The sequence below is a fragment of the Methylobacterium sp. 88A genome (assembly GCF_000376345.1).
Taxonomy (GTDB): domain Bacteria; phylum Pseudomonadota; class Alphaproteobacteria; order Rhizobiales; family Beijerinckiaceae; genus Methylobacterium; species Methylobacterium bullatum.
The window spans coordinates 1,684,375-1,706,654 of the sequence record NZ_AQVT01000001.1 but is presented as its reverse complement, the minus strand read 5'-3'; the positions used below and the strand labels follow the sequence as shown (position 1 = coordinate 1,706,654).

Sequence of the window (22,280 nt, the reverse complement as noted above, 5' to 3'; positions counted from 1 at the left end):
AGCCCGGCGTTTACCGTAAACCGCCCATTAATCCGACTCGTCGAAACCTAGCGATCGTTGGGGCCACAGCGGCGTTCGCTGGTCCCCACGTGTGGTTTCAAAGGTAACGGTGTATGCGTAGCGTTCACACGGCGATCGACAACGTGGTTCCTTTCCGGCGTCCTGGTAGGCCCCAGCCCCAGGCTCCTGTCGTCTCGCCCTCCCTCGCCGCGAGGCGTGTGGACCAGCGCGCGCTCATGGATGCGGTCTATGCTAGCGGGACGCTCGCGGTCGCGGCCGGTGACCGCGAGACCAAGCTGATCGCTGCCCGTCTGCAGGTCTATGGCTTTCTCACCGTGGAGGAATTGGGAGAGGATAGCGCATTACGGCGCCTGCGTCCGTCTGAGGCCATCCGCGCGCAGGTCGATCGTCCATGGCGCCTGTCGAAGGCCGCCTACGGTTCGGGCCTGTCCGTCACGGTCCCGGCCGCCGATGATTTCCTGTTCGATTCTTCCGCCGGCGCCTCGGCCTGATCTCTCCCCGCAAACCGGCCTTCTCACGGCAGGCTAGTTGGCGCGTCCTGCTGGGGTGGATTGACAACCGGGTCATCGAGCACAGTCAACGCTCCACGACCCGGTAGAATATCTCGCGATCAGCAATGATCCTCTCCTCAGCCTGCCGACACTTGCAGCCTGATCCTTCCGGCCCAAGCCGATGGTGGTGGCCCTCCTCAAGCTACACCACGTCCAAGGACACGACCCGGCCGCCGGAGGAAATCTTAGCGGTCGCGCTTGTCTACCACGGCGCATCCGGTCATCGGTCCGCGGCTTCCGTTCATCACCGAGCACGTGACGAGGGCTGTCGCCGCGTCTGCGTGACTGTGTCGGGTGACGACCGCCTGCTCGCGGGCGCGTCGCGCGGCCGCCTCGATCAGGTCGGCCCCGATGCCGGTGGCGATCCGCCCGGCCCGGCCGAACAGGTCATAATAGGCATCCCCGGGCGTCTCGCCCTTGAACTGCACGCCGACCGCTGACGGGTCACCGCAGGCGAGCGTCAGCGTCATCCCGTCTGTCGACGACATCTCGGCGAAATCGATGGTGCGGTTGACGAGGGTGGCTTTCGTTTCGGCGACCACGCTGTCGATGAGATCACCGCAGGAATCGGCGCGTGCCGACAAGGCTGAGAGCGAGAACACGGCGGCGGTCAGAATGATGAGGCGCATCGCCGGTAAAATAGGCGCGCCGCCCGCCCTGTCGAGGTGGACCATTGCAAACACCACGACGGCTATTGAATGACTGTTCATTGACTTCTGAATGAACGTTCAATAGACATTGAGGCAACGGGAGGGCGGCATGGGCGAGTTCAGTTGCTATGACGATGTCGATGCGCCGCGCCAGTGGGATGCGGGGCGCATCCTGGCTTCGATCCGTTCCGCCTGCGGGCCGTCAACCCTCTTGCCGGGGCTGCTGATCCTGGTCGGCTGGCTCGCTTTCCTGGGCTGGACCGGTGCGGGCTCCGACGGCTGGCAGGCGCGCGTCTGCGCCGATCACGCCGAGCAATCCTGGTCCTGGCAGGCACGGTCCTGCGGAATGACCCAACAGGAAGGTGCTGGCCTCGGCGCGGACGGGAGGTCGGCGTCGTGAGCGCCGGTGCTGCCATCGAAGTGAGGTCCGGCCCCTCGGCCAGGCGCCAGGACATCCTCGATGCCGCCGAGACCTGTTTCGTGCGGAACGGTTTCCATCGGACGACGATGCAGGATCTTGCGCGCCAGGCCGGCATGACGGCCGGCAACATCTACCACTACTTCAAGTCGAAGGAGGCCGTGGTCCTCGGGCTCGCCGAGCGTGAGCGCGGGCATGGCATGACCCTCGTCGAGGAAATGGAGCGGGCCGGCGATCGCCGCGGCGCCCTGATGAGGATCCTCGAACGCTACTTCGCCCAGGCGACCCGCGAGAGTGCGGTCCTGCGCGTCGATCTCTGGTCCGAAGCCACCCGCAATCCCGACATCGCCGCCATGATCGATCGGGGCGAGACCGAGGCCCGCCTCTGGTTCGTCGAGACCCTCGCGTCCCTGGCTACTTCGCCGGCCTGCGATGCCGCCGCCCTCTACGAGGAGACGCTGAATCCGCTGATGAAGGGCATCCTCGTCAACCTGGCCCTCCGGCCAGCCTTCGATCCGGCCCCGGCCGTGGCGCATCTGTGTGCTCTGATCGAAGCGGGTCTGGCCGGACGGCTACCGACGGCGTCATTCGAATCAGAATCCAGCATCCTGCTCGCCTCTCCCGGTCATCCATCACGAACCGTCTTGGAGAGCAGCCGATGAGTGCCGTCCTCAAGGTCGTCCGTCCCGCGATCCTCATCCTCGGCCTCGGCCTGCCCTCGGGGTCGGTCATCGCCGAAGTGACGCCCACCCCGGTCAGACTGGCGCCGGCAGTGAGCACCGTCGAGGCCCGGCGTCGCGAGATCGTCGAGCAGGTCGTCGTTACCGGAACCCTCGTCCCCCGCGACGAGATCCTGGTGACCCCCGAGATCGAGGGCTATCGGGTGACCGAAGTCCTCGTCGAAGAGGGTATGCGCGTGGAGAGCGGTCAGGTCCTCGCCCGGCTCTCGCGCGACCTCATTGACCGCCAGATCGCTCAGCAGAACGCCGTCGTCGACAAGGCCGCCGCCGTCGTGCCGCAGGCTCAGAGCAGCATCGAGCAGGCGCAAGCCGCCGAGATGGAGGCGCGCCTTTCCCACGACCGGGCGAAGCAACTCATGCAGAGCGGCAACGGCACGGCAGTGATCATGGAGGGACGCATCTCCACCCTGCGCCAGGCCGAAGGCAAGCTCGCCTTCGCCCGCAACGGCCTCGTCATCGCCAGGGCAGAGCTCGCCCAGGCGAGGGCCTTGCGCGACGAACTCGATCTGCGTCTCGCCCGCACCGAGATCCGTGCACCCGAGGCCGGGATCGTCAGCCGCCGCGTCGCCCGCGTGGGCATGGCCGCCTCGTCCTCCACCGAGCCCCTGTTCCGGTTGATCGCGCGCGGCGAGATCGAACTCGAAGGCGAGGTCATCGAGACCAAGCTGCCGGTGCTGCGCGAGGGCACGCCCGCCTCGATGGAGCTCCCCAATGGTGAGCGGGTGCGGGGCAGCGTGCGCGCGGTCTATCCGGAAGTCGACAGGGCGAGCCGCCTCGGCAAGGTCCGCGTCCGGCTCGATCCCGATCCCCGCCTGCGCATCGGCACCTTCGCCCGTGGCGCCATCGAGATCGCCCGGACCCGCGGCGTAACCGTGCCCCAGGCCTCCGTCCTCTATGGCGGGCCGAAGCGTAGCAGCGTCCTTGTGGTGACGGACGGGGTCGTTGAGGCACGCGAGGTCCGCGCTGGCCTCTCCGACGACGACGACATAGAGATCCGGGCCGGTCTTGCCGAAGGCGAGGCCGTGGTCGCGCGCGCCGGCAGCTTCCTGCGCGACGGCGACCGGGTCCGCGCCGTGCCCGTCGCGCAATCGGCACCGGCCATGGTAGCCGCTCCGTCGCGCAAGGAGACCGCGGAGGCGGGCCAGCCCTAGGGCTTGCGCCTGCCTTCCCCCCTCCCGCACCATCAGAACGGGTTGCCGCGATGCGCCTCAACATCTCCGCCTGGGCGATCCGCAAGCCGATCGGCCCGCTGGTCCTGTTCCTCGTCCTGATCGTGCTCGGCCTTGTCAGCTTCCGGGGGCTGCCGGTCACGCGGATGCCCAATATCGATGTTCCCATCGTTTCCGTGGTGATCACGCAGTCGGGGGCGGCGCCCTCCGAGTTGCAGACCCAGGTCACGAAGTGGGTCGAGGATTCGATAGCCGGCGTGCGCGGGGTGAAGCACATCACCTCGGTCATCACCGAGGGCTCGTCCGTGACCACGGTCGAGTTCCGCCTTGAGGTGAACACCGACCGCGCCGTTAACGACGTGAAGGACGCGGTCTCCAAGATCCGCATCAACCTGCCCCGTACCATCGACGAGCCGGTAATCAGCCGCGTGGAGATCGCGGGCCTGCCGATCCTGATCTACGGGGTGAAGGCGCCGGCCATGACCCCCGCCGAACTGTCCTGGCTGGTGGAGGACAAGATCGCCCGCACGCTCCAGGGGGTGAAGGGCGTCGGCGGCGTCGAGCGCGTGGGCGGCGTCGCCCGCGAAATGCGAGTTGTGCTCCAGCCCGACCGTCTCCTGGCGCTGAGCATCACCGCTGCGGAGGTCAACCGCCAACTGCGCCTCACCTCTGCTGACATGGCGGGCGGGCGCGGCGAGGTCGGCGGGCGCGAGCAGTCGATCCGGACGCTGGCCGCCTCCCGCACCGTGCGCGATCTCAAGGCGACCTCCATCGTCCTCGCCGGCGGCCGCAAGGTGCGTCTCGACGATCTCGCCCTGGTGCAGGACGACATCGAGGAGCCGCGCACCTTCGCCCGCTTCAACGGCGAGCCGGTGGTGGCCTTCGCTGTGTCGCGCGGCTCGGGCGCCAGCGACGCCGAAGTGGCGGCGGGCGTCGAGAAGCGGATCGCGGAGTTCCGCCGGACCTATCCGGACCTCGAATTCGAGACGATCGATTCCTCGGTCTCGGCCACCATCGGCAGCTACGATTCGGCCATGCACACGCTGATCGAGGGCGCCGTGCTCGCCGTCATCGTGGTGTTCCTGTTCCTGCGCGACTGGCGCGCCACCCTCATCGCCGCCGTCGCTCTGCCGCTCTCGGTCTTCCCGACCTTCTGGGCCATGGACGCGATGGGTTTCACCCTCAACGGCATCAGCCTGCTGGCCATTACCCTCGTCACCGGCATTCTGGTGGACGACGCCATCGTCGAGATCGAGAATATCGTTCGGCACATGCGGATGGGGAAATCCGCCTATCGCGCCGCCCTCGAAGGCGCCGACGAGATCGGGCTCGCCGTCATCGCCATCACCGCGACGCTCATCGCGGTGTTCGCACCGGTCTCGTTCATGGGCGGCATCGCTGGTCGCTACTTCATGCAGTTCGGGCTTACCATTGCCGTCTCGGTGTTCATGTCGCTGCTGGTGGCGCGGCTGATCACGCCGATGCTCGCAGCCTACTTCCTGCGCGACCACGGCCACCACGATGAGCGTGAGGGATGGGTGATGCGCGCCTATGGCCGGCTGGTGGGCTGGTCCGTGCGCCACCGGGTGATCACGCTGATCGTCGGCCTCGCGCTCTTTGCCGCGTCGCTGGCCTCCACCGGGTTGCTGCCCTCGGGCTTCGTGCCGAAGCAGGACAACGCCCGAACCCTCTTCATGGTGGAACTCGCCCCCGGCGCCCGGCTGCCCGACACGATCGCCGTGTCCGACCGCCTCGTCGCCCGCATCCGCTCCCTGCCGGAAGTCACCTCGGTCTTCGTCGATGGCGGACGCCAGGTCGGCGGCAAGAAGGAAACGCGGCTCGCCACCCTCATCGTCAACCTCACCCCGAAGAACGGCCGCGCGAAGAAGCAGGCGGCCGTGGAGACCGACATTTCCGCCCTTATCGCCGAGGAGCCCGATATCCGCTCCTGGTTCCTGCGCGATTCCGGCCAGCGCGACCTCGCCTTGGTGGTCGGCGGCTCCGATGCCGAGGTGGTGGCCGAGGTGGCCGCCCGGCTCCAGCGCGACATGGCGGCGATTCCTCACCTCGTCTCGGTGATGTCCACCGCTCCCCTCAACCGCACGGAGGTTCGGATCCGCCCCAAGGAGGGCTCGGCCGCCGATCTCGGCGTCTCCACCGACACCATCGCCGAGACGGTGCGGGTCGGCACCATCGGCGACATCGGTTTGAATCTCGCCAAGTTCAACGCCGCCGACCGCCAAATTCCGATTCGGGTTCAATTGCCCGAGAGCGCGCGGGGCGCGGTCTCGCGCCTGGAGAATCTCAAGGTTCCGGCCAAGAACGGCACCGCGGTGCCCCTCGCCGCCGTGGCCGACATCGAGCTCGACCAGGGCCCCGGCGCCATCGAGCGCTACGACCGCGTGATCCGCGTGGCGGTGGAGGCCAACATGGAGGGGTCGGACGCCCTGGGCTCCCTCATCGCCCAGGCCCTGGAGACGCCGACCGCGAAGTCGCTGCCGCCGGGCGTCACCATCCGCCAGACCGGCGATGCCGAGATCATGGGCGAGGTCTTCTCGGGCTTCCTCCTCGCCATGGGAGCCGGGATCATGATGGTCTACGCCGTGCTGGTGCTGCTGTTCGGCAACTTCCTGCAACCGCTCATTATTCTGTTCTCCTTGCCCCTCTCCATCGGGGGGGCGATCCTCGGCCTCCTCATCCTCAACATGCCGATCTCGATGCCCGTGGTCATCGGTATCTTGATGCTGATGGGACTGGTGACGAAGAACGCGATCATGCTCGTGGACTTCGCCGTCGAGGAGATGGCGCGGGGCGTCGATCGTGTCACCGCCATCGTCGATGCAGGGCGCAAGCGGGCGCGCCCCATCGTGATGACCACCATCGCCATGGCCGCCGGCATGGTGCCTTCGGCGTTGGCGCTCGGTGTCGGTGGCGAGTTCCGCGCGCCGATGGCGGTGGCGGTGATCTCCGGTCTGATCGTCTCGACCCTGCTGTCCCTGGTCTTTGTGCCGGCGGTGTTCCTGCTGATGGACAGCCTCGGCGCGCTTATCGGGCGCCTGTTCGGCCGCTTCGTCGGCGCCCGCGACGAGGCGGTACCCGACCCCGCCCCGAGCGCTGCCCGCTGACGCGGCGGCGAGGCCGGGATCAGGAACTTTCCCGAACCATCCGTCGGGCGAGATCTCCGGCCTGCCGATCGCGGGACATTTGGAAGCACATTTCGCGCGCCCTCGCCTATAGTTCGGCTTGTCAACACGTCTATCGGCCCGTTGCCGATGCGAGGGCGAAATGAAGAGCCTCAACCTCAAACACAACCGTTGCCGCAATGCGTGTCTCGCCGATCTCGGCGGCGCTCATCATGGGACGATTCTGGCGAATGAGGTTGATGGTCATGGGTTATCACGACACACGATTTGAAGCGGTCGGGTCCGGTCCCGCATTTGCTTTCGGCGGCGCCATCGCGCCCAGGCACTTTCGCCGCGCCTATGGCAGGGCGGCGGTGGCGGCTGCCATCGAGAACGGGCTGATGCCCGAGGAACTGTCCGAAGTGCTGGGCGGCCGCCGCGTCGTCGAGGCCTTTCCGGTCGATGGCGGAGAGAGCGTCAACGACTACGCCCACCGGGCGGTGGCCGAGATGATGGTCGCCTATCTCAGCTACGCCCCGGCCTGACCCGCCGCCAGCCTCCTCGACATTCCATCGATCCATGAAGGCGGGCCGCTCGCGGTCCTGGAGACGACCATGACCGAAGACCTGCTGTCCCGTCGCCGCCTGCTGAGAGCGGGCGCGACCGTCGCGGCCGCCCTTCCCCTCGGCCTCACCGCGACGGCGGGGCGTGCCTGGGTTCCCGGCCCCGCCGCGCCCTTCGATCCCGGTCCCCTCTGCGCGCCGGCGGCGGCCACCGAGGCGTGGAGCGGCCCGCTCCGGCCCATCAAGCTCGCCTGGAACGCCAATGCCGTCTGCACGGCCGCCGCCCCGGTCGCCAAGGAGCGGGGGATCTTCGCCGCCCACGGGCTCGACGTGGACTTCATCAATTTCGGCGGATCCACGGAGGCCCTGCTGGAGGCCATCGCCACCGGCAAGGCCGATGCCGGGATCGGCATGGCCCTGCGCTGGCTGAAGCCCCTCGAACAAGGCTTCGACGTCAAGATCACCGCTGGCCTGCATGGCGGCTGCCTGAGGCTGCTCGGCGCGAAATCCGCCGGCATCAGTGACATCGCCTCCCTGAAGGGCAAGACCATCGCCATCAGCGACCATGCGAGCCCGGCCAAGAACTTCTTCGCCCTGCTGCTGTCCGATGCCGGCATCGATCCCGACCGGGAGGTGGAGTGGCGGCAATACCCGGCCGATCTCCTCAACCTCGCCGTGGAGAAGGGCGAGGCCCAGGCCCTGGCCGATGCCGACCCGCGTACCTTCATCTGGCTCAAGGACCCGCGCTTCACGGAAGTGGCCACCAATCTGACGGGCATCTTCGCCACGCGCTCCTGCTGCGTCGTGGCCCTGCGCGGCAGTCTGATCCGCAACGACCGGGCGGTGGCCACCGCCCTCACCCGCGCCATCCTGGAGGGCGGTCACCGCGTCGCCACCGATCCGCAGGACGCCGCCGGTATCTTCTCGAATTACGGCGGCAAGGGCTCTGTGGAGGATCTGGCGGCGATGCTGCGCAGCCATACCCACGATCACCGGCCGGTGGGCGTCACCCTCAAGCAGGAAATCGCCCTCTACGGCGACGAGTTGAAGCGCGTGAACGTGATCCGCCGCTCCACCGACACGGCGAAGTTTGCCGACCGGGTCTATGCCGACGTTCTGAGCTGAGGGGCATCCATGTCGAGTTCATTGACGGGGGCGTTCGGCGGCGGCTTCCGCCGGGCGGCCGATGCGGAGGACACGTCCTCGAACGGCTCAGCATGGCGGATCCGTCTCGCTGCCCTGTGGTGGGTCGGCCTTGTCGCCAGTTCCCTCTGGCTCGCCCTCGCGGGCCTGACCCTCGTTCTGCCGGAGAACGGCGACTTTCCCTATTCCGCCACGTTCGGCCACGGCGCCGGACTGATCGGGGCCGTCCTCCTCCTGGCGAGCCTTCTTCTCCCGTTCCTCGGCCGGCTGGGAACCCGCCTGCACCATTGGGGGCCGTGGATCGTCGCCCTCGCCTTCGGCTTCATTGCCTGGGAACTGGCGACGGCCAAGCTCGAATGGCTGCCGATGCCGTTCTTCCCACCGCCCCAGGCGATCCTCGAAGTCTTCGCCGAGGATTGGCCGAAGCTGGGCGGCAGCATCGTCAATTCGCTGATCCTGCTGTCGGGCGGCTACCTGATCGGGGCCGCCGTCGGTGTCATCCTCGGTGTGGCGGTGGGCTGGTCGCGCGCGGCCGGGTACTGGGTCCATCCGGTCCTGCGCTTCGTCGGGCCGCTGCCGGCCACCGCCTGGCTGCCGCTGGCCTTCTTCGTGTTCCCCTCCTCCTGGTCCGCGAGCACCTTCCTCGTGGCTCTGGCGACGGGGTTCCCGGTGACGGTGCTGACCTGGTCCGGGATCGCGGCCGCCAACAAATCCTATTACGACGTCGCCCGGACGCTCGGCGCCTCGCAGAGCTTCCTCATCCGCAAGGTCGCGATTCCGGCGGCCCTGCCCCACGTCTTCGTCGGCCTGTTCATGGGGCTCGGCGCCTCCTTCGCGGTCCTCGTGGTGGCCGAGATGCTTGGCGTGAAATCCGGCCTCGGCTGGTACCTGCAATGGGCGCAAGGGTGGGCGGCCTATGCTAATATGTACGCTGCCCTCATCGCCATGGCGCTGATGTGCTCGACCCTGATCACCCTGCTGTTCCGCCTGCGCGACCGCGTGCTGTCCTGGCAGAAGGGGCTTGTCCAATGGTAGCGGCCACCCTCGAAGCGCCGACCGGCGCCTCCGCTTCCAGCCGGCGGGGAGCCCTCGCCGTCAGGAGCGTCTCCCACGCTTTCGACATCGGCGGCACGCGCCTGCCCGTCCTCGACGACATCGACCTGACCATCGCGCCGGGCTCGTTCGTCGCCCTGCTCGGCCCCTCGGGCTGCGGGAAGTCGACGCTGCTGCGCCTCGCCGCCGGTCTCGAACCTCCTGAATCCGGTATCCTCGCCCTCGACGGGGAGGCGATCGCCGGACCCGATCCGGAACGGCTCCTCGTGTTCCAGGACCCGACGCTCTATCCCTGGCGCACGGTACGGGGGAATGTCTCGCTGGGCCTGGAGGCGCGCGGGTTGCTGCGCCGTCATCGGCACCGCATCGAAGAGGCGCTGGACCTCGTCGGGCTCGCCGACTTCGCCGAGGCTTATCCCCACCAGCTCTCCGGCGGCATGGCCCAGCGCACCGCGCTCGCCCGGGCTCTCGTCAACGACCCGCGCCTGCTCCTCCTCGACGAGCCCCTGGGCAAGCTCGACGCTCTCACCCGCCTCGCCATGCAGGGCGAACTCGTCAGGCTCTGGCAGGAGAGCCGCTTCACGGCGCTCCTCGTCACCCACGATGTCGAGGAGGCCCTCATCCTCGCCCAGCGGGTGATCGTGCTGAGCGACCGGCCAGCCCGGATCAGGACCGAGATCGCGGTGGATGCCCCCTATCCGCGCCGCCGCGACGACCCGAAGCTCCTGAGCCTGCGCACCGAGATCCTCGGCATCCTCGGGCAGAAGTGACCGCCATCCGAGGGGGCAAACCACCGCCATCGGAGGGGGGCTTCATGCGCCATGCGACGGGCTTTACTCCAAGGCGGAGGATCCGCCGGATTCTCCCTCTTTCGCGCTCGAAACCGGCCTGGATTCACGCGGGCGGAGGGTTGTGTGAGCCATAGGTCCAGAACGGGGAGGATTGCCCCGCGCGGCCATGGAGGACGCCCTCGTCCACCCCATCGTCCCGCGCTCGGTACGGTCTGCGACAAACTGGGGACAGGCCGGGATTCGACGGAGCGGAGTCGCGTCGGCCTACGTTTGCCGACTCCCGACACCAGTGATGGGCAGCGCACTCCCCGATGGCAAAACGCCGGACTAGGACGTCTCCCGACAGCGCCTCCGAAGAGGTCGTCGCTCCCCTCGTTCCCACCGGCGCCCTGGCGGTGGCGCTCCTCGACCTCGTGGCCCTGAACAAGCCCCTGATCCACATGGTGCGCGAGACGCACCGGCAGGAGGCCATCGCGGCGATCCTGCGCGCCCTGGCCCCGGATCGCAGCGTCGCGATCTACCCGGAATGGGATTGCCTGCCCTTCGACCGGACCTCGCCGTCGCGCGGCGTCATGGGGCAGCGCACGGGCGTGTTGCGCTGGCTCACGGACGCCGCCGCCCTCCCCGACATCGTCCTGACGACCGCCCCTGCCCTGATCCAGCGTGTTCCGCCGCCCGAGACCTGGGCGGACGCCCATCTCGAGATCCGGGTCGGCGATGATTTCGATCCTCACGCGATCACCGCGACGTTGCAGCGCCTCGGCTACATCCTCGACGACCGGGTCGACGAGCCCGGCGAAGTCGCGATCTGGGGCCGAACGGTGGACGTGTTCCCCGCCGCCGCACCGCGCCCCTGCCGGATCGAGCACGAGGGCGGCCGTGTCACCGCCATCCGGTCCTACGATCCGGTGTCCCAGCGCTCCCTGGCGGAGGCCGAGCGCCTGGTCGTCGACCCGGCCACGGAGATCCTTCTGCCCGAGGGATCCGAGACCGGGCTGCGGCCCTTTACCGGCCAGGAGCACCAGCTTTCCCGCTTCTACCCCGCCCTGACGACGGTGCTCGACTACGTCCCCGATGCCCGCCTCGTGGTGGAGACCGGCGCCGAGGAGCGCGCCGCCGCCTTCTTCGAACAGATCGCCGAGGGGCAGGACACCGGCAGTCGTAACGGCGGCAGTCGTAACGGCGACTTGGGCGAGCTCTACCTCGATCCCCGGAGCTGGGCCTCGCTTCAGGAGGCGCGCCGCGTCGCTACGGCCTCAGCGGAGGAATCCGAAGATCTGGCGATTCCCGCCTTCGTGCGGAAGGCCCGCCCCAACGCCGCCCTGGCCGAGACCCTTCGCCGGCACCTGGAGGCGGGCGACCGCATCCTGCTGACGGGACCGGAGGAGCCACTCGGTCGCCTGATCCGCGTCGCCGAGCGGGTGATGGGGCGTAAGGCCCGGCGCGTCGCGAACTGGATGGATGTGGCCCGCGCCAGGTCCGGCGCGATCCTGGCGCTGGCCGCGCCCATCGAGGCGGGGTTCAGGGTACCGGGACAGGGTGTCTGCGTCATCGCTGCCGCCGACCTGTTCGGGAGCCGGGCCGCCGTCGCGGAGGGCGAGCCCGTCGCGAGCCTTCCCATCGGCGAGGTGGAGCTGCGCGTCGGCGACGTGGCGGTGGATCGCGACAACGGTCTCTGCGTCTTCGAGGGGCTGGAGCGCGTCGTCACCGGAGAGGATGGCGGCGAGGACGCTCTCCGGCTGCGCTTTGCCGGGAACGCGATCCTGATGGTCCCGGTCTCCCAGGCCGACCGGATCTGGCGCTACGGCTCGGAGGCCGAGGCGGTGACCCTCGACAAGCTCGAGGGCGGGTCCTGGGGCCGTCGGCGCCTCGAAGCCGAGGCCTGCATGGCAAAAGCCGCCCGCATGATGCTCGCCGCCGCCGAGGCGCGCCGGGCGGTCGAGGCGCCGGTCCTGTCGCCCCCGCTGCGGGAGATGGAGCGCTTCGCCGCCGGGTTCGGGTTCAACCTCACCGCCGATCAGGCGAGGGCGGTGAACGGGGTCCTGGGCGACCTCGCCTCGGGGCGGCCGATGGACCGGCTCGTCTGCGGCGATGTCGGCTTCGGGAAGACCGAAGTGGCCCTGCGCGCCGCCGCTGCGGCGATCTTCGCCGGTCGCCAGGTGGCCGTGGTGGCGCCCACCACCGTTCTGGCCCGGCAGCATGTGCAGACCTTCACCCGGCGCTTCGCCCGGTTCGGCATCGAGGTCGCCCATCTCTCCCGCCTCGTCTCGCCGGCCGAGGCGAAGCGCGTGAAGGCGGGGCTCGCCGACGGCAGCATCCGCCTCGTCATCGGCACCCATTGCCTCACCGCCAAGGGCGTCGCCTTCTCCGATCTCGGCCTCGTGGTGATCGACGAGGAGCAGCGCTTTGGGGCCAAGATGAAGGAGGCCCTGCGCAAGACGGCGGGAGACGGCCACGTCCTCACGCTCACGGCGACGCCGATCCCCCGCACCCTGCAATCCGCCCTCGTCGGATTGCAATCCCTGAGCGTCATCGCCACGCCGCCGGCGGTGCGCCAGCCCATCCGCACGGTGATCGCGCCGTTCGACGCAGATGGCCTGCGGGACGCGCTCCTGCGCGAGCATCGCCGGGGCGGACAGAGCTTCGTCGTGTGCCCGCGGATCGAGGATATCGGCCCCATGGCGGAGCGTCTCGCCAAGCTCGTCCCCAACCTGCGCACGATGATCGCCCATGGCGAGCTCAAGGCGGTGGATATGGACGACGTGATGGTGCGCTTCGCCGATGGCGAGGGCGACGTGCTGCTGGCCACCAGCATCATCGAGAGCGGCCTCGACGTGCCCCGCGCCAACACGATGCTGGTCTGGGACGCGGAGCGTTTCGGCCTGTCGCAGCTGCACCAGCTGCGGGGCCGGGTCGGGCGCGGCCAGCGCCGGGGCGTCGTCCACCTGCTCCACCAGCCGGAGAAGCCGCTGAGCCCGGCCACGGAGAAGCGCCTGCGCACCCTGGAGGCCCTCGACCGGCTCGGTGCCGGGTTCGCCATCAGCGCCCGCGACCTCGACCTGCGCGGGGCCGGCGATCTCGTGGGCGAGAACCAGGCCGGCCATGTGAAGCTGATCGGGCTCGGCCTGTATCAGCACCTTCTGCATCTCGCCCTGAGGGCCGCGAAGGGGGAGACGGCCGAGGATTGGACCCCCGAGATCCGGATCGGTCTCTCCGGCGGCGTGCCTGCGGATTACGTACCGGAGCCGGAGGTGCGACTGAGCCTCTATACGCGGCTCCTGCGCCTCACGACCCCGGACGAGGTCGAGGCCCTCCGCCACGAGGTGGCCGACCGGTTCGGTCCGCCGCCGGAGGCGTTCGAGGCCCTCGTCACCCTGGCCCGCCTCCGGGTCGGCTGCCTCGAACTCGGGATCGCGCGGTTGAGCGGCGGCCCGCAGGGGCTGGCGGCGGATTTCCGTGCCAATGCCCCTCCGATTCTGCTGCCGGTCAACGCGCATATCGAGCGCCGCGACCGCCGCGTGCTGCTGCGCGCCGGCTGCGACGATGCGGTCGAGCGCGGTCGCCTCGCCGCCCGGTTCCTCGAACGCCTGCGGGAGGCCAGCACGCGGCGCCCGGCGGGGTGAGATCGCCGCTCGGGTCTTCACCGGGCGGCGCCGGCGGAGATGGGGCTACGGCGCCCGCGAGGCTGCGTGGCGGCGGTGACGGGGGCGCTGAAGGCCGAGATTCTCGCGCAGGGTGGTCCCTTCGTATTCCGTGCGGAACAGCCCGCGCCGCTGCAATTCGGGGATCACCAGCGTGGCGAAATCGTCGAGCCCGCCCGGTAGCGTCGGGGGCATGATGTTGAACCCGTCGGCGCCATAAGCTTCGAACCGCTCCTGAAGCGCATCGGCGATCCGGGCGGGTGTTCCGATCAGGGTCCAGTGGCCGCGCGCTCCGGCGATGCGCAGGTAGAGCTCGCGGATGGTCAGGCCTTCGCGCCGGGCGATGGTGACGAGGAGGTCCTGCCGGCTCTTGCCGCCCTCCGTCCCGCTGGCCTCCGGAACGGGCGCGTCGTCGGGATGGCCGGAGAGGTCGAGTCCCGCGAGCTGTTCCAGGAGCGAGCGGCCGACGACGGGGTGGATCAGCTCCTGCAATGCGCCGTACTTGTCCTCGGCCTCGGCCTGCGTGCGGCCGACCACCGGGAAAGCGCCCGGCAGGATCTTGAGCGCGTCGGGCTCGCGGCCGTGCCGGCCGAGCCGGCCCTTCACGTCGGCGTAGAACGCGGTCGCATCCTCCAGGGTCGCCTGGGCGGTGAAGATCACCTCGGCGGTTCGTGCCGCCAATGCCTTGCCGGCCTCCGAGGAGCCCGCCTGCACGACAACCGGGTGGCCCTGGGGCGGACGGGGCACGTTGAGCGGCCCGCGCACGGAGAAATGCTCGCCCTCATGGCCGAGCACGTGCAGCTTGGCCGGGTCGAAGAAGCGCCCTTCCTCGCGGTCGCGGACGAAGGCGTCGTCCTCGAACGTGTCCCAGAGGCCGGCGACCACATCCACGAATTCCTCGGCGCGGGCGTAGCGGCTCGCATGGGCGAGATGGCTGTCGCGGCTGAAATTGTAGGCCTCGCGCGGGTCCGCCGAGGTGACGAGGTTCCAGCCCGCCCGGCCTCCGCTGAGATGGTCGAGGGAGGCGAACTTGCGCGCCACGTGGAACGGCTCGTTGTAGGTGGTGGAGGCGGTGGCCACGAGGCCGATGCGCTCCGTCACCGCCGAGAGATGCGAGAGCAGGGTCAGCGGCTCGAATTGTCCGACATAGCGGATCGCCGTGCGGCTCAGGGCGTCGATATCGTCGCCGCGGATGCTGACCCCGTCGGCGAGGAAGATCAGGTCGAACTTCGCCGCCTCGGCCACCTTAGCGAGGCGCCGGTAATGGGCGGGGTCGATCCCCGCATCCGCCTGCGACGCGGGATGCCGCCATGCCGCGACGTGATGACCGCCCGGATAGAGAAAGGCACCGAGGCGCATCGTGTCCCGGCGATGTGACATGGGTCTTTCCTTGATCTCGCGTTCCGATGGGCTTGCTCGGCAGGGGGCGTTCAGGCCGAGCCGACCCGGTATTGTCGCGGCGGGGCGGTGCCGTTCACCGCGAAATCGCCCACCGCCCGGTCGCGGTAGATCCGGGGATTGTGCGAGGCGATGGTGCGGGCGTTGCGCCAGTGCCGGTCGAGGCCGAGCCCGCTCTTCACCGCCGAGGCGCCGAGCGCATCGAACAGAGTCGTGGTGGCGTCGAGGACGAGGTTGGTGACCACGCTCACCGCCTGGTTCACCTCGATGTCGGCGATGCCCGCCGCATGGTCCGCCGCTTCTCCGTTGCGGTGAACGTCGTAGGTCCGCTGCAGGGCCTCCGCCGCCTTGAGGACGATGGCGCCCGCCGCATAGGCCGCGCCGCGCACGCGCCCGACCACTTGTTGGATCTGGGGATCGTCGCCGGCCCGGCTGCCGTTGCCGTGGCTGTAGACCCGCTTGCGCTCGGCCACGAGCCGCGACACGTCGATGGCGGCCGAACGGCCGATGCCGGCCAAAGTCGCCAGATGGACGAGCTGGAAGAACCCCATCGCGTAGGGGAAACGCTCCGGATCGGGCTTGATCAGTTCCGGCCCGATGAGGACGTCCGTGAAGATCGCCGTGCCGCTCGCGGTGAGCGACTGGCCGAAACCGTCCCAATCGTCGACGATCTCGACGCCCGGCGCTCGCACCGGTACGGCTGCCACCAGGGGCGCGCCCGCCTCGTCCTGGGCCGAGACGTGGATCCAGTCGGCGAAGAGCGAGCCGGTGGTGTAGAATTTTCGGCCGTTGAGCAGCCATTGCCCGCCGTGGGGCCGCAGGACCGTGTCGAACTGCCCGACCTTGGCCTCGCCGGTCTCGGACACGCCGCTGCCGACGGTCTGGCGATCGCCGATCCGGGCGGTCCAGCGCGCCCGCCATTCCGGTGAGGACGAGCACAGCATGTCCTCCGTGAAGCCGAAATGCGCGCGCAGGGCGTTGGTGACGTTGGGGTCGGCCTGGGACAACTCGATGAGCAGGTTGAACAATTCGGGCAGGCTCGCGCCGTGGCCTCCCTCCTCGCGTGGGAGGCGCAGGGTGGTGAAGCCCGCCTCTCTCAGCCAGCCGATCTCGTCATGGGGGAGCGTGTGCGCGAGATCGCGGGCGATGGCGGTGGCGCTGATGCGCGCGAAGACCGGCCGGAAACCGGCCGCGAGCGCCTCGTAGCCCGCGCTCGGTCCCGCGCCCCATCCCGCTTCCGTCTGAGACATTCCGTCGATCCCGTGCCTGTGATGCCGTCACGCCGAAGGGGCTCGCGCTCGATGGCCCCCGGCCCCGTGGTCGTCCTGATCGACAATCCGGGCAGGGCAGACAAGTATAAATTAGGGTCGGATATGCGATTTAGCGATGTTATGCTCTAATCAATCGTAAAATAGACGATGTATGCTTGAAAGGGATGATCGTTGAAAGATCATTCTCGTTGACCGGATAGGATCACCGGCTAGGCTCATGCGTAGGAATGCCTCGCGCATCGCGTGAACGAGGCCTCTCTCTCCATCACACGATACCGTCGCCCCGGATTGCCTGGATCTGCCATGAGCGCACGCCGCGAATTGAGGCTGAACGCCTTCGAGATGGGGGCGCCGGGCCATACCTGGGCCGGGCTGTGGCGGCACCCACGCGACGCGGCGGCGCGCTACAATACCCTCGAGTACTGGGTGTCGCTGGCCCGCACCGCCGAGCGCGGCCTGTTCGACGGGATCTTCCTCGCCGACGTGGTCGGGGTCTACGACGTCTACGGTGCCAGCCCGGCCACCGCCGTCGCCCGGGCGGCGCAGGCGCCGAACCTCGACCCGTTCCTGCTGGTGCCGGCCATGGCCCATGCCACGACGCACCTCGGCTTCGGGGTCACGGCGAACCTCACTTACGAACACCCCTATACCTTCACCCGCCGGCTCTCGACCCTCGACCACCTCACCAATGGGCGGATCGGCTGGAACGTGGTCACCGGCTATCTCGAGAGCGGCGCGCGCGGCATGGGCCTGCCCCAGGCCCGCGAACACGATGCGCGCTACGATGCCGGCGAGGATTTCCTGGAGGCCGCCTACAAGCTCTGGGAGGGAAGCTGGGAGGACGGCGCGGCCCTGCGCGACCGGGCAAGCGGCCTGTTCACGCAGCCGGGCCGGGTCCACCGCGTCACCCATGACGGGCCGAGCTACCGGGTCGACGGGCAGCATCTCAGCGAGCCGTCGCCGCAGCGGACGCCCGTGCTCTACCAGGCCGGGGCCTCGTCGCGCGGACGTCTCTTCGCCGCCCGCCATGCCGAGAGCATCTTCCTCAACGGCCAGACCAGGGCCATCGCGGGCAAGGCCGTGCGCGCCACGCGGCAGGCGGCGAAGGAGGCGGGCCGCGATCCCTACGACATCCGGATGTTCCTCGGCGCCACCGTGATCGTCGCCCCCACCCGCGCCGAGGCGCTCGATCTGCGCGACGAGTACGCGCGGTATCTCGACGTGGAGGGCCAGCTCGCCCTCGTCTCCGGCTGGACCGGGATCGACCTGTCCGAACTCGATGCCCATGAGGGGCTCGCCTACGTCAAGACCAACGCCATGCAGTCCCTGCTGGAGAACCTGACGCTGCCCGGCGAACGCCCCTTCACCCGTGCCGATTTCGCCGAGTTCGGCCCGCGCGGGGCACGAGCCCCCTTCATCGTCGGATCGCCCTCGGACGTCGCCGACGCGCTGCTGTCCTGGGCCGACGAGGCCGATATCGACGGCTTCAACCTTACCCGCGCCGTCGCGCCCGAGACGATCGAGGCCTTCGTCGACCTCGTCGTGCCCGCGCTGCAGGACCGGGGCGCGTTCAAGACGCGGTATCGCGAGGGCACGCTCCGCGAAAAGCTGTTTCCAGAGGGCGGCGCCCACCTGAAGGCGACCCATCCCGGCGCCCGCTTCCGCCGGGGCGGCGGCGAGGCCCGCGCCTCCGCCGCCTGACCGGCCCCCCCCTCTCCCCTCCCCGATCACAGGCTTCCCCGATGCTCCCGCTCCGTACCCGCCGCACCCTCCTCGGCGTCGCGGCTGTCCTCTTCGCTCTGGCGACCGGCCCCGCCTTCGCGGAAAAACCCCTGCGGATCGGCGCGACGCCGGGACCGGTGGGGCAGACCCTGGCCTTCGCCGCCGATCTCGCCCGCAAGCAGGGGCAGAATGTCGAGATCGTCGAGTTCACCGATTGGGTGACGCCCAACGAGGCCGTGGCCTCGGGCGATATCGACGCCAACCTGTTCCAGCACGTGCCCTACCTTCAGAACGCGATCCGCTCACGGGGCTACAAGCTGGTGGCCGTGGAGGGCGCGATCGTCCTGCCGGTGGGCCTGTTCTCGAAGACGGTGACCAGCCTCGACACGGTTCCCGACGGCGCTTCGGTCGCCATCGCCAACGATCCCGTCAACGCGGCGCGGGGCTTGCGCCTGCTGGAAACCGCCAAGCTGCTTACCCTGAAGCCGGGCGTCGGCGACGAGGCCTCCGTCGCCGACATCGTCGCCAACCCCAAGCGCCTGCGGATCATCGAGCTCGAAGCGGCGCAATTGCCGCGCGCGATGGACGACGTGACCCTGGCGCAGGTCAGCTTCACCTACCTGATCGCCGCCGGCGGCGACCCCAGGACCTCCCTCATCACCGATGGAGCCGGGGACCGGCGCTACACGCTGAGCTTCGTCGCCCGTCCGGACAATCGCGACGATCCGCGTCTCGCCGCTTTCATCCGCAGCTTCCGGTCGGCGCCGGTGCGGGACTACATCGAGCGGACCTACAAAGGCTTCCTCGAGCCGGTCTGGTAGCGCGGTCTCCGACCGAACCCCCCGCCCCGACCCGTTTTCTCAAGCGCGCCCGCCCGGAGCCCTGCGATACGCTCGATGGCGGACGCGCCGGCACGCCCGAACAGAGAGGATCACCATGCCCCTGAACCGTCGCGCCCTGCTGGGCGGCACCCTTCCCCTGCTGGGCGGCACCTTTGCCCTCATCACGGCCTCCACGGCCCGGGCCGCAACACCCCTCAAGGTGGTCGCCTCCTCGGTGCCGCATGCCGAGATCCTGACCTACGTGCAGGACACGCTCGCTCCGGACCTGCCCCTGCGGATCATCGAGATCAGCGGCGACATCCGCCCGAACCGCCTCGTTCTCGATGGCGATGCCGACGCCAACTTCTTCCAGCACGTGCCGTATCTGCGCAGCGAGGAGGCCGAACTCGGCGTCCGCTTCGCCGTGACTGCGAGCGTGCATGTGGAGCCCCTCGGGCTGTATTCGCGCCACGTCCGCAGCCTCGCCGACCTGCCGAAGGGGGCGACCGTCGCCCTGTCCAACAACGTCACCAATTTCAGCCGGGGGCTGAAGCTGCTGCAGGAGAACGGCCTCATCCGTCTCAGGCCCGGCGGCGACGGCACCTTCGCCACGGCCGGCGACATCGCCGAGAATCCGAAATCCTTCAGCTTCGTCGAGGTGGCGCCGCCGCACTTGCCGCGCTCCCTCGACGACGTCGCCCTGGCGGTCATCAACGGCAACTACGCCCTCGAATCCGGCCTCGACCCGGCCAAGGATTCCCTCGGCCTGGAGCGGGCGGAGGGCAACCCCTACGCCAACGTGCTGGTGACGACGCAAGGCCTGGCCCAGGATGCGCGCATCCAGACGCTCTCCTCCCTCCTGCAATCGGCGGAGGTCGCCGGCTTCATCCGCGAGCGCTATCGCGGTGCGGTGATCCCGGTGAGAAGCGCCTGACCGGAGCGCGCCGGCACGTCGGGGCGGCTGTCCGTGGTGAAGCCGTCCCGGTTCGGCATCCGCACCTTCGGCAGGGAGGCGGCATCGAGTTCCGCCCCCTCCGGCAGGATGCCGTTGAGATGCAGCACATAGGCGCTGAGGGCGTAGGTCTCGTCGGCGCTCAGGGATTGCGGCGCGTCGTAGGGCATGGCGCGGCGGATATAGTCGAACAGGGTGGTGGCATGGGGCCAGAAGCTTCCCACCGTCCGCACCGGCTTGCTTGTCGCGAGGCTGCCCTGGCCACCCGCGAGCCTGTCGGCGGATGCACCCTCCCCCTGCGCCCCGTGGCAGGCGGCGCAGCGCGCCCCGAACAGGGCCTCGCCCTGGCGCACGCTGCCATGGCCGGCGGGCAGGCCCTGACCGTCGGCCCGCACGTCGATGTCCCAGAGGGCCAGGGTCTGCGGGGTCGCGGGGCGGCCGATCCCGGACAGGGAGACCGGCCCGGACGGGTCCGCCAGGGCGGCGCCCGTCACCGTCAGGCAGGCGAGAAGGCCGAGGCCGCTAAACCGCATGGCTCACGCCTCCCTCGGCGGCGATGTGCCAGCCGGCGATTCCGTTGTTGTGGTAGAAGGATTGGGTGCCCCGGACCGAGACCAGCGCCGCGCGCGGCGGCTGGACGTAGCCCGTCTCGTCGGTGGCCCGGCTGAGGAGATGCGCCGGGCCGCCCTCCCAGCGCCAGGGGAGCCGGAACCGCGTGAGGCATCTGGGCAGGATCGGACCCTCCAGAATGGCCGCCTGCCAGCGCGCGCCGCCGTCGGTGGAGACCTCGACGCCCGCGATGCGGCCGCGCCCCGTCCAGGCGAGGCCGCGGATCTCGCGAAAGCCGGGCGCGCGCAGTTGCTCGCCGCCGGACGGCGTGGTGATGACCGATTTGGCCTCCATCACGAAGGTGAACTGGCGCGCCGACCCGTCCGGCATCAGGTCTGTGTATTTCGAGGTCTCCTCGCGGGTCTGGAACGGCTGGTCCCCGACCTTGAGCCGGCGCAGCCACTTGATGCTGAGATTGCCCTCGACCCCCGGCACGAACAGCCGCAGCGGGTAGCCCTGTTCCGGGCGGAGCCGCTCCCCGTTCTGGGCATAGGCCAGGATCGCGCCGTTCCGCGCGAGGTCGAGGGGGATGCTCCGGGTCATCCCGGCCGCGTCCGCGCCCTCCGCCAGGATCCAGGCGGCGCCGGGCTTCACCCCGACCTCGTCGAGGAGGGTCGCCAATTCGACCCCGGTCCATTCGGCGCAGGAAAGGAGACCGTGGCTTTCCTGGAGGGTCCAGCCCGGCTTGGCCCCGAGCCACGGCGTGTTGCCCGAGCATTCGAGGAAATGGATGCGCGAGACCGACGGCATCCGCACGAGATCGTCCATGGTGAGGAGGAGGGGCCGTTCCACGAGGCCGTGGATCGCCAGCCGGTGGCGGTCCGGGTCGATGGCCGGGACACCGGCATGGTGGCGCTCGAAATGCAGCCCGTTGGGCGTGATGATGCCGTGCAGGTGCTGGAGCGGCGTGCCGGTGGAGGAGGCGCCGGGAAAGGCCGGCGGCGTCCGCGACTTCCGGCCTAGGTTCTCGTAGGGCGAGGGCCGGCCATAGGGCGGCGATGCGGACGGCGCTCCGGGCGTACGGCTCCATTCGGGGATGGCGAGGGGATCGCCCGTCTCCAGGGCGTGGGCGGCGGTGGCGATCCCGCCCGCCGCGCCGCCGGCCAGCCGAAGGAAGCCGCGCCGGCTCGAAGACCGGCGCGGTGCGCGCGATGTGTCAGACGGCATGACAACGGGGTCCGAATGGGCGTTCGGAGGAGAACGCGAAGCGAGATGTCGGGGGCGATGGCGAAAGAAGAGCGTGGCTGCGTCTCTTTCGATGATTGTCATTGGACCGTATCCGGCCTTCGCAATCAACGGCATGGATTTTTCAATTCTTGCGGGGACGCGAATACATCTTCTCTCGAACCGGGACGCCGAGGGACCATTTTTCGGATTACGTAAGGCCGCTTGGGCGATGCCGGGATTGCCCTGCCCGACGCCGCGCATGCGGCCCGTCCCGAATGCCGGGCGACTTGAATGTTGGGCAACTTGGAGGATCGTTCTCTCGCGGTAGGGCTGCGGGGATCGATCTTGCTTGAAGGGCGAAGAATTCGGCAGCCGATTTCATTGAATGCGACAAGTATAGGTCATAGAATCGCAGGATAGATGTTCATCGTTCCGTTCCACCGCCCGGCGCCTGCGCGTGCCGGGCGCATGAGGTTTG

Annotated in this window: 19 protein-coding genes; 13 read left to right on the top strand and 6 right to left on the bottom strand. The window is 69.2% G+C overall.

What is annotated here, in order from left to right; all coding sequences use genetic code 11:
• The first annotated feature begins 113 nt into the window (after positions 1-113).
• Positions 114-512, top strand: a complete 399-nt coding sequence (locus A3OM_RS0108130; RefSeq protein WP_026175835.1) for a hypothetical protein — start codon at positions 114-116, stop codon at positions 510-512.
• Positions 513-757: 245 nt separating this feature from the next.
• On the opposite strand, the gene A3OM_RS0108125 is transcribed toward A3OM_RS0108130, so the two are convergent.
• The gene (locus tag A3OM_RS0108125) at positions 758-1,282 is read right to left on the bottom strand and encodes a hypothetical protein (RefSeq protein WP_245257772.1); all 525 of its coding nucleotides are present in this window, start codon (positions 1,280-1,282) and stop codon (positions 758-760) included.
• 49 nt (positions 1,283-1,331) lie between these two features.
• Here A3OM_RS0108125 and A3OM_RS0108120 point away from each other — a divergent pair, with 49 nt between their 5' ends.
• From A3OM_RS0108120 to A3OM_RS0108105, 4 genes are read left to right on the top strand one after another with little or no spacing between them, the layout of a single operon-like run.
• Positions 1,332-1,622 (top strand): hypothetical protein, encoded by a 291-nt coding sequence (locus A3OM_RS0108120; RefSeq protein WP_018043242.1) that lies wholly within the window; start codon positions 1,332-1,334, stop codon positions 1,620-1,622.
• A complete protein-coding gene (locus tag A3OM_RS0108115; protein ID WP_018043241.1) occupies positions 1,619-2,302 on the top strand; it encodes a TetR/AcrR family transcriptional regulator in 684 nt (227 codons plus the stop codon). Before A3OM_RS0108120 ends, A3OM_RS0108115 begins: the two co-directional genes overlap by 4 nt.
• The gene (locus tag A3OM_RS0108110) at positions 2,299-3,531 is read left to right on the top strand and encodes an efflux RND transporter periplasmic adaptor subunit (protein WP_018043240.1); all 1,233 of its coding nucleotides are present in this window, start codon (positions 2,299-2,301) and stop codon (positions 3,529-3,531) included. Before A3OM_RS0108115 ends, A3OM_RS0108110 begins: the two co-directional genes overlap by 4 nt.
• 50 nt (positions 3,532-3,581) lie before the next feature.
• The gene (locus A3OM_RS0108105; RefSeq protein WP_018043239.1) at positions 3,582-6,674 is read left to right on the top strand and encodes an efflux RND transporter permease subunit; all 3,093 of its coding nucleotides are present in this window, start codon (positions 3,582-3,584) and stop codon (positions 6,672-6,674) included.
• Between the two features lie 130 nt (positions 6,675-6,804).
• On the opposite strand, the gene A3OM_RS26550 is transcribed toward A3OM_RS0108105, so the two are convergent.
• Complete coding sequence (locus A3OM_RS26550; protein WP_274533766.1) at positions 6,805-6,939, bottom strand: hypothetical protein; 135 nt, start codon at positions 6,937-6,939, stop codon at positions 6,805-6,807.
• Here A3OM_RS26550 and A3OM_RS0108100 point away from each other — a divergent pair.
• From A3OM_RS0108100 to A3OM_RS0108080, 5 genes are all read left to right on the top strand, one after another.
• Complete coding sequence (locus A3OM_RS0108100; protein ID WP_043764538.1) at positions 6,938-7,216, top strand: hypothetical protein; 279 nt, start codon at positions 6,938-6,940, stop codon at positions 7,214-7,216. The two genes, A3OM_RS26550 and A3OM_RS0108100, sit on opposite strands and share 2 nt — an antisense overlap.
• Before the next feature lie 69 nt (positions 7,217-7,285).
• Entirely contained in the window at positions 7,286-8,359 is a 1,074-nt protein-coding gene (locus A3OM_RS0108095; protein WP_018043237.1) for an ABC transporter substrate-binding protein, read from the top strand.
• Between the two features lie 9 nt (positions 8,360-8,368).
• Positions 8,369-9,412 carry an ABC transporter permease subunit gene (locus A3OM_RS0108090; RefSeq protein WP_043764311.1) on the top strand — a complete coding sequence of 348 codons (1,044 nt, stop codon included), beginning with the start codon at positions 8,369-8,371 and terminating at the stop codon, positions 9,410-9,412.
• Positions 9,406-10,200 carry an ABC transporter ATP-binding protein gene (locus tag A3OM_RS0108085; RefSeq protein WP_018043235.1) on the top strand — a complete coding sequence of 265 codons (795 nt, stop codon included), beginning with the start codon at positions 9,406-9,408 and terminating at the stop codon, positions 10,198-10,200. Before A3OM_RS0108090 ends, A3OM_RS0108085 begins: the two co-directional genes overlap by 7 nt.
• A gap of 332 nt (positions 10,201-10,532) precedes the next feature.
• Positions 10,533-13,844, top strand: coding sequence for a DEAD/DEAH box helicase (locus A3OM_RS0108080; RefSeq protein WP_018043234.1), 3,312 nt, complete (start codon positions 10,533-10,535; stop codon positions 13,842-13,844).
• A 45-nt stretch (positions 13,845-13,889) separates the two neighbouring features.
• Here the strand turns inward: A3OM_RS0108080 and A3OM_RS0108075 are convergent, their stop codons facing one another.
• Both A3OM_RS0108075 and A3OM_RS0108070 read right to left on the bottom strand, forming a co-directional pair.
• The gene (locus A3OM_RS0108075) at positions 13,890-15,242 is read right to left on the bottom strand and encodes an LLM class flavin-dependent oxidoreductase (protein WP_018043233.1); all 1,353 of its coding nucleotides are present in this window, start codon (positions 15,240-15,242) and stop codon (positions 13,890-13,892) included.
• A 50-nt stretch (positions 15,243-15,292) separates the two neighbouring features.
• On the bottom strand, positions 15,293-16,510 hold the full coding sequence (locus A3OM_RS0108070; RefSeq protein WP_018043232.1) for an acyl-CoA dehydrogenase family protein: 1,218 nt from the start codon (positions 16,508-16,510) through the stop codon (positions 15,293-15,295).
• Positions 16,511-16,834: 324 nt separating this feature from the next.
• Here A3OM_RS0108070 and A3OM_RS0108065 point away from each other — a divergent pair, with 324 nt between their 5' ends.
• From A3OM_RS0108065 to A3OM_RS0108055, 3 genes are all read left to right on the top strand, one after another.
• Complete coding sequence (locus A3OM_RS0108065) at positions 16,835-18,232, top strand: LLM class flavin-dependent oxidoreductase (RefSeq protein WP_018043231.1); 1,398 nt, start codon at positions 16,835-16,837, stop codon at positions 18,230-18,232.
• 41 nt (positions 18,233-18,273) lie between these two features.
• Positions 18,274-19,074, top strand: coding sequence for a MetQ/NlpA family ABC transporter substrate-binding protein (locus A3OM_RS0108060; protein ID WP_018043230.1), 801 nt, complete (start codon positions 18,274-18,276; stop codon positions 19,072-19,074).
• 115 nt (positions 19,075-19,189) lie between these two features.
• The gene (locus A3OM_RS0108055; protein WP_018043229.1) at positions 19,190-20,008 is read left to right on the top strand and encodes a MetQ/NlpA family ABC transporter substrate-binding protein; all 819 of its coding nucleotides are present in this window, start codon (positions 19,190-19,192) and stop codon (positions 20,006-20,008) included.
• On the opposite strand, the gene A3OM_RS0108050 is transcribed toward A3OM_RS0108055, so the two are convergent.
• Positions 19,972-20,559 carry a cytochrome c gene (locus A3OM_RS0108050; RefSeq protein ID WP_018043228.1) on the bottom strand — a complete coding sequence of 196 codons (588 nt, stop codon included), beginning with the start codon at positions 20,557-20,559 and terminating at the stop codon, positions 19,972-19,974. The genes A3OM_RS0108055 and A3OM_RS0108050 overlap by 37 nt on opposite strands.
• Positions 20,549-21,802 carry a sulfite dehydrogenase gene (gene soxC / locus A3OM_RS0108045; protein ID WP_018043227.1) on the bottom strand — a complete coding sequence of 418 codons (1,254 nt, stop codon included), beginning with the start codon at positions 21,800-21,802 and terminating at the stop codon, positions 20,549-20,551. The genes A3OM_RS0108050 and soxC overlap by 11 nt, the downstream gene beginning before the upstream one ends.
• Positions 21,803-22,280 lie beyond the last annotated feature (478 nt).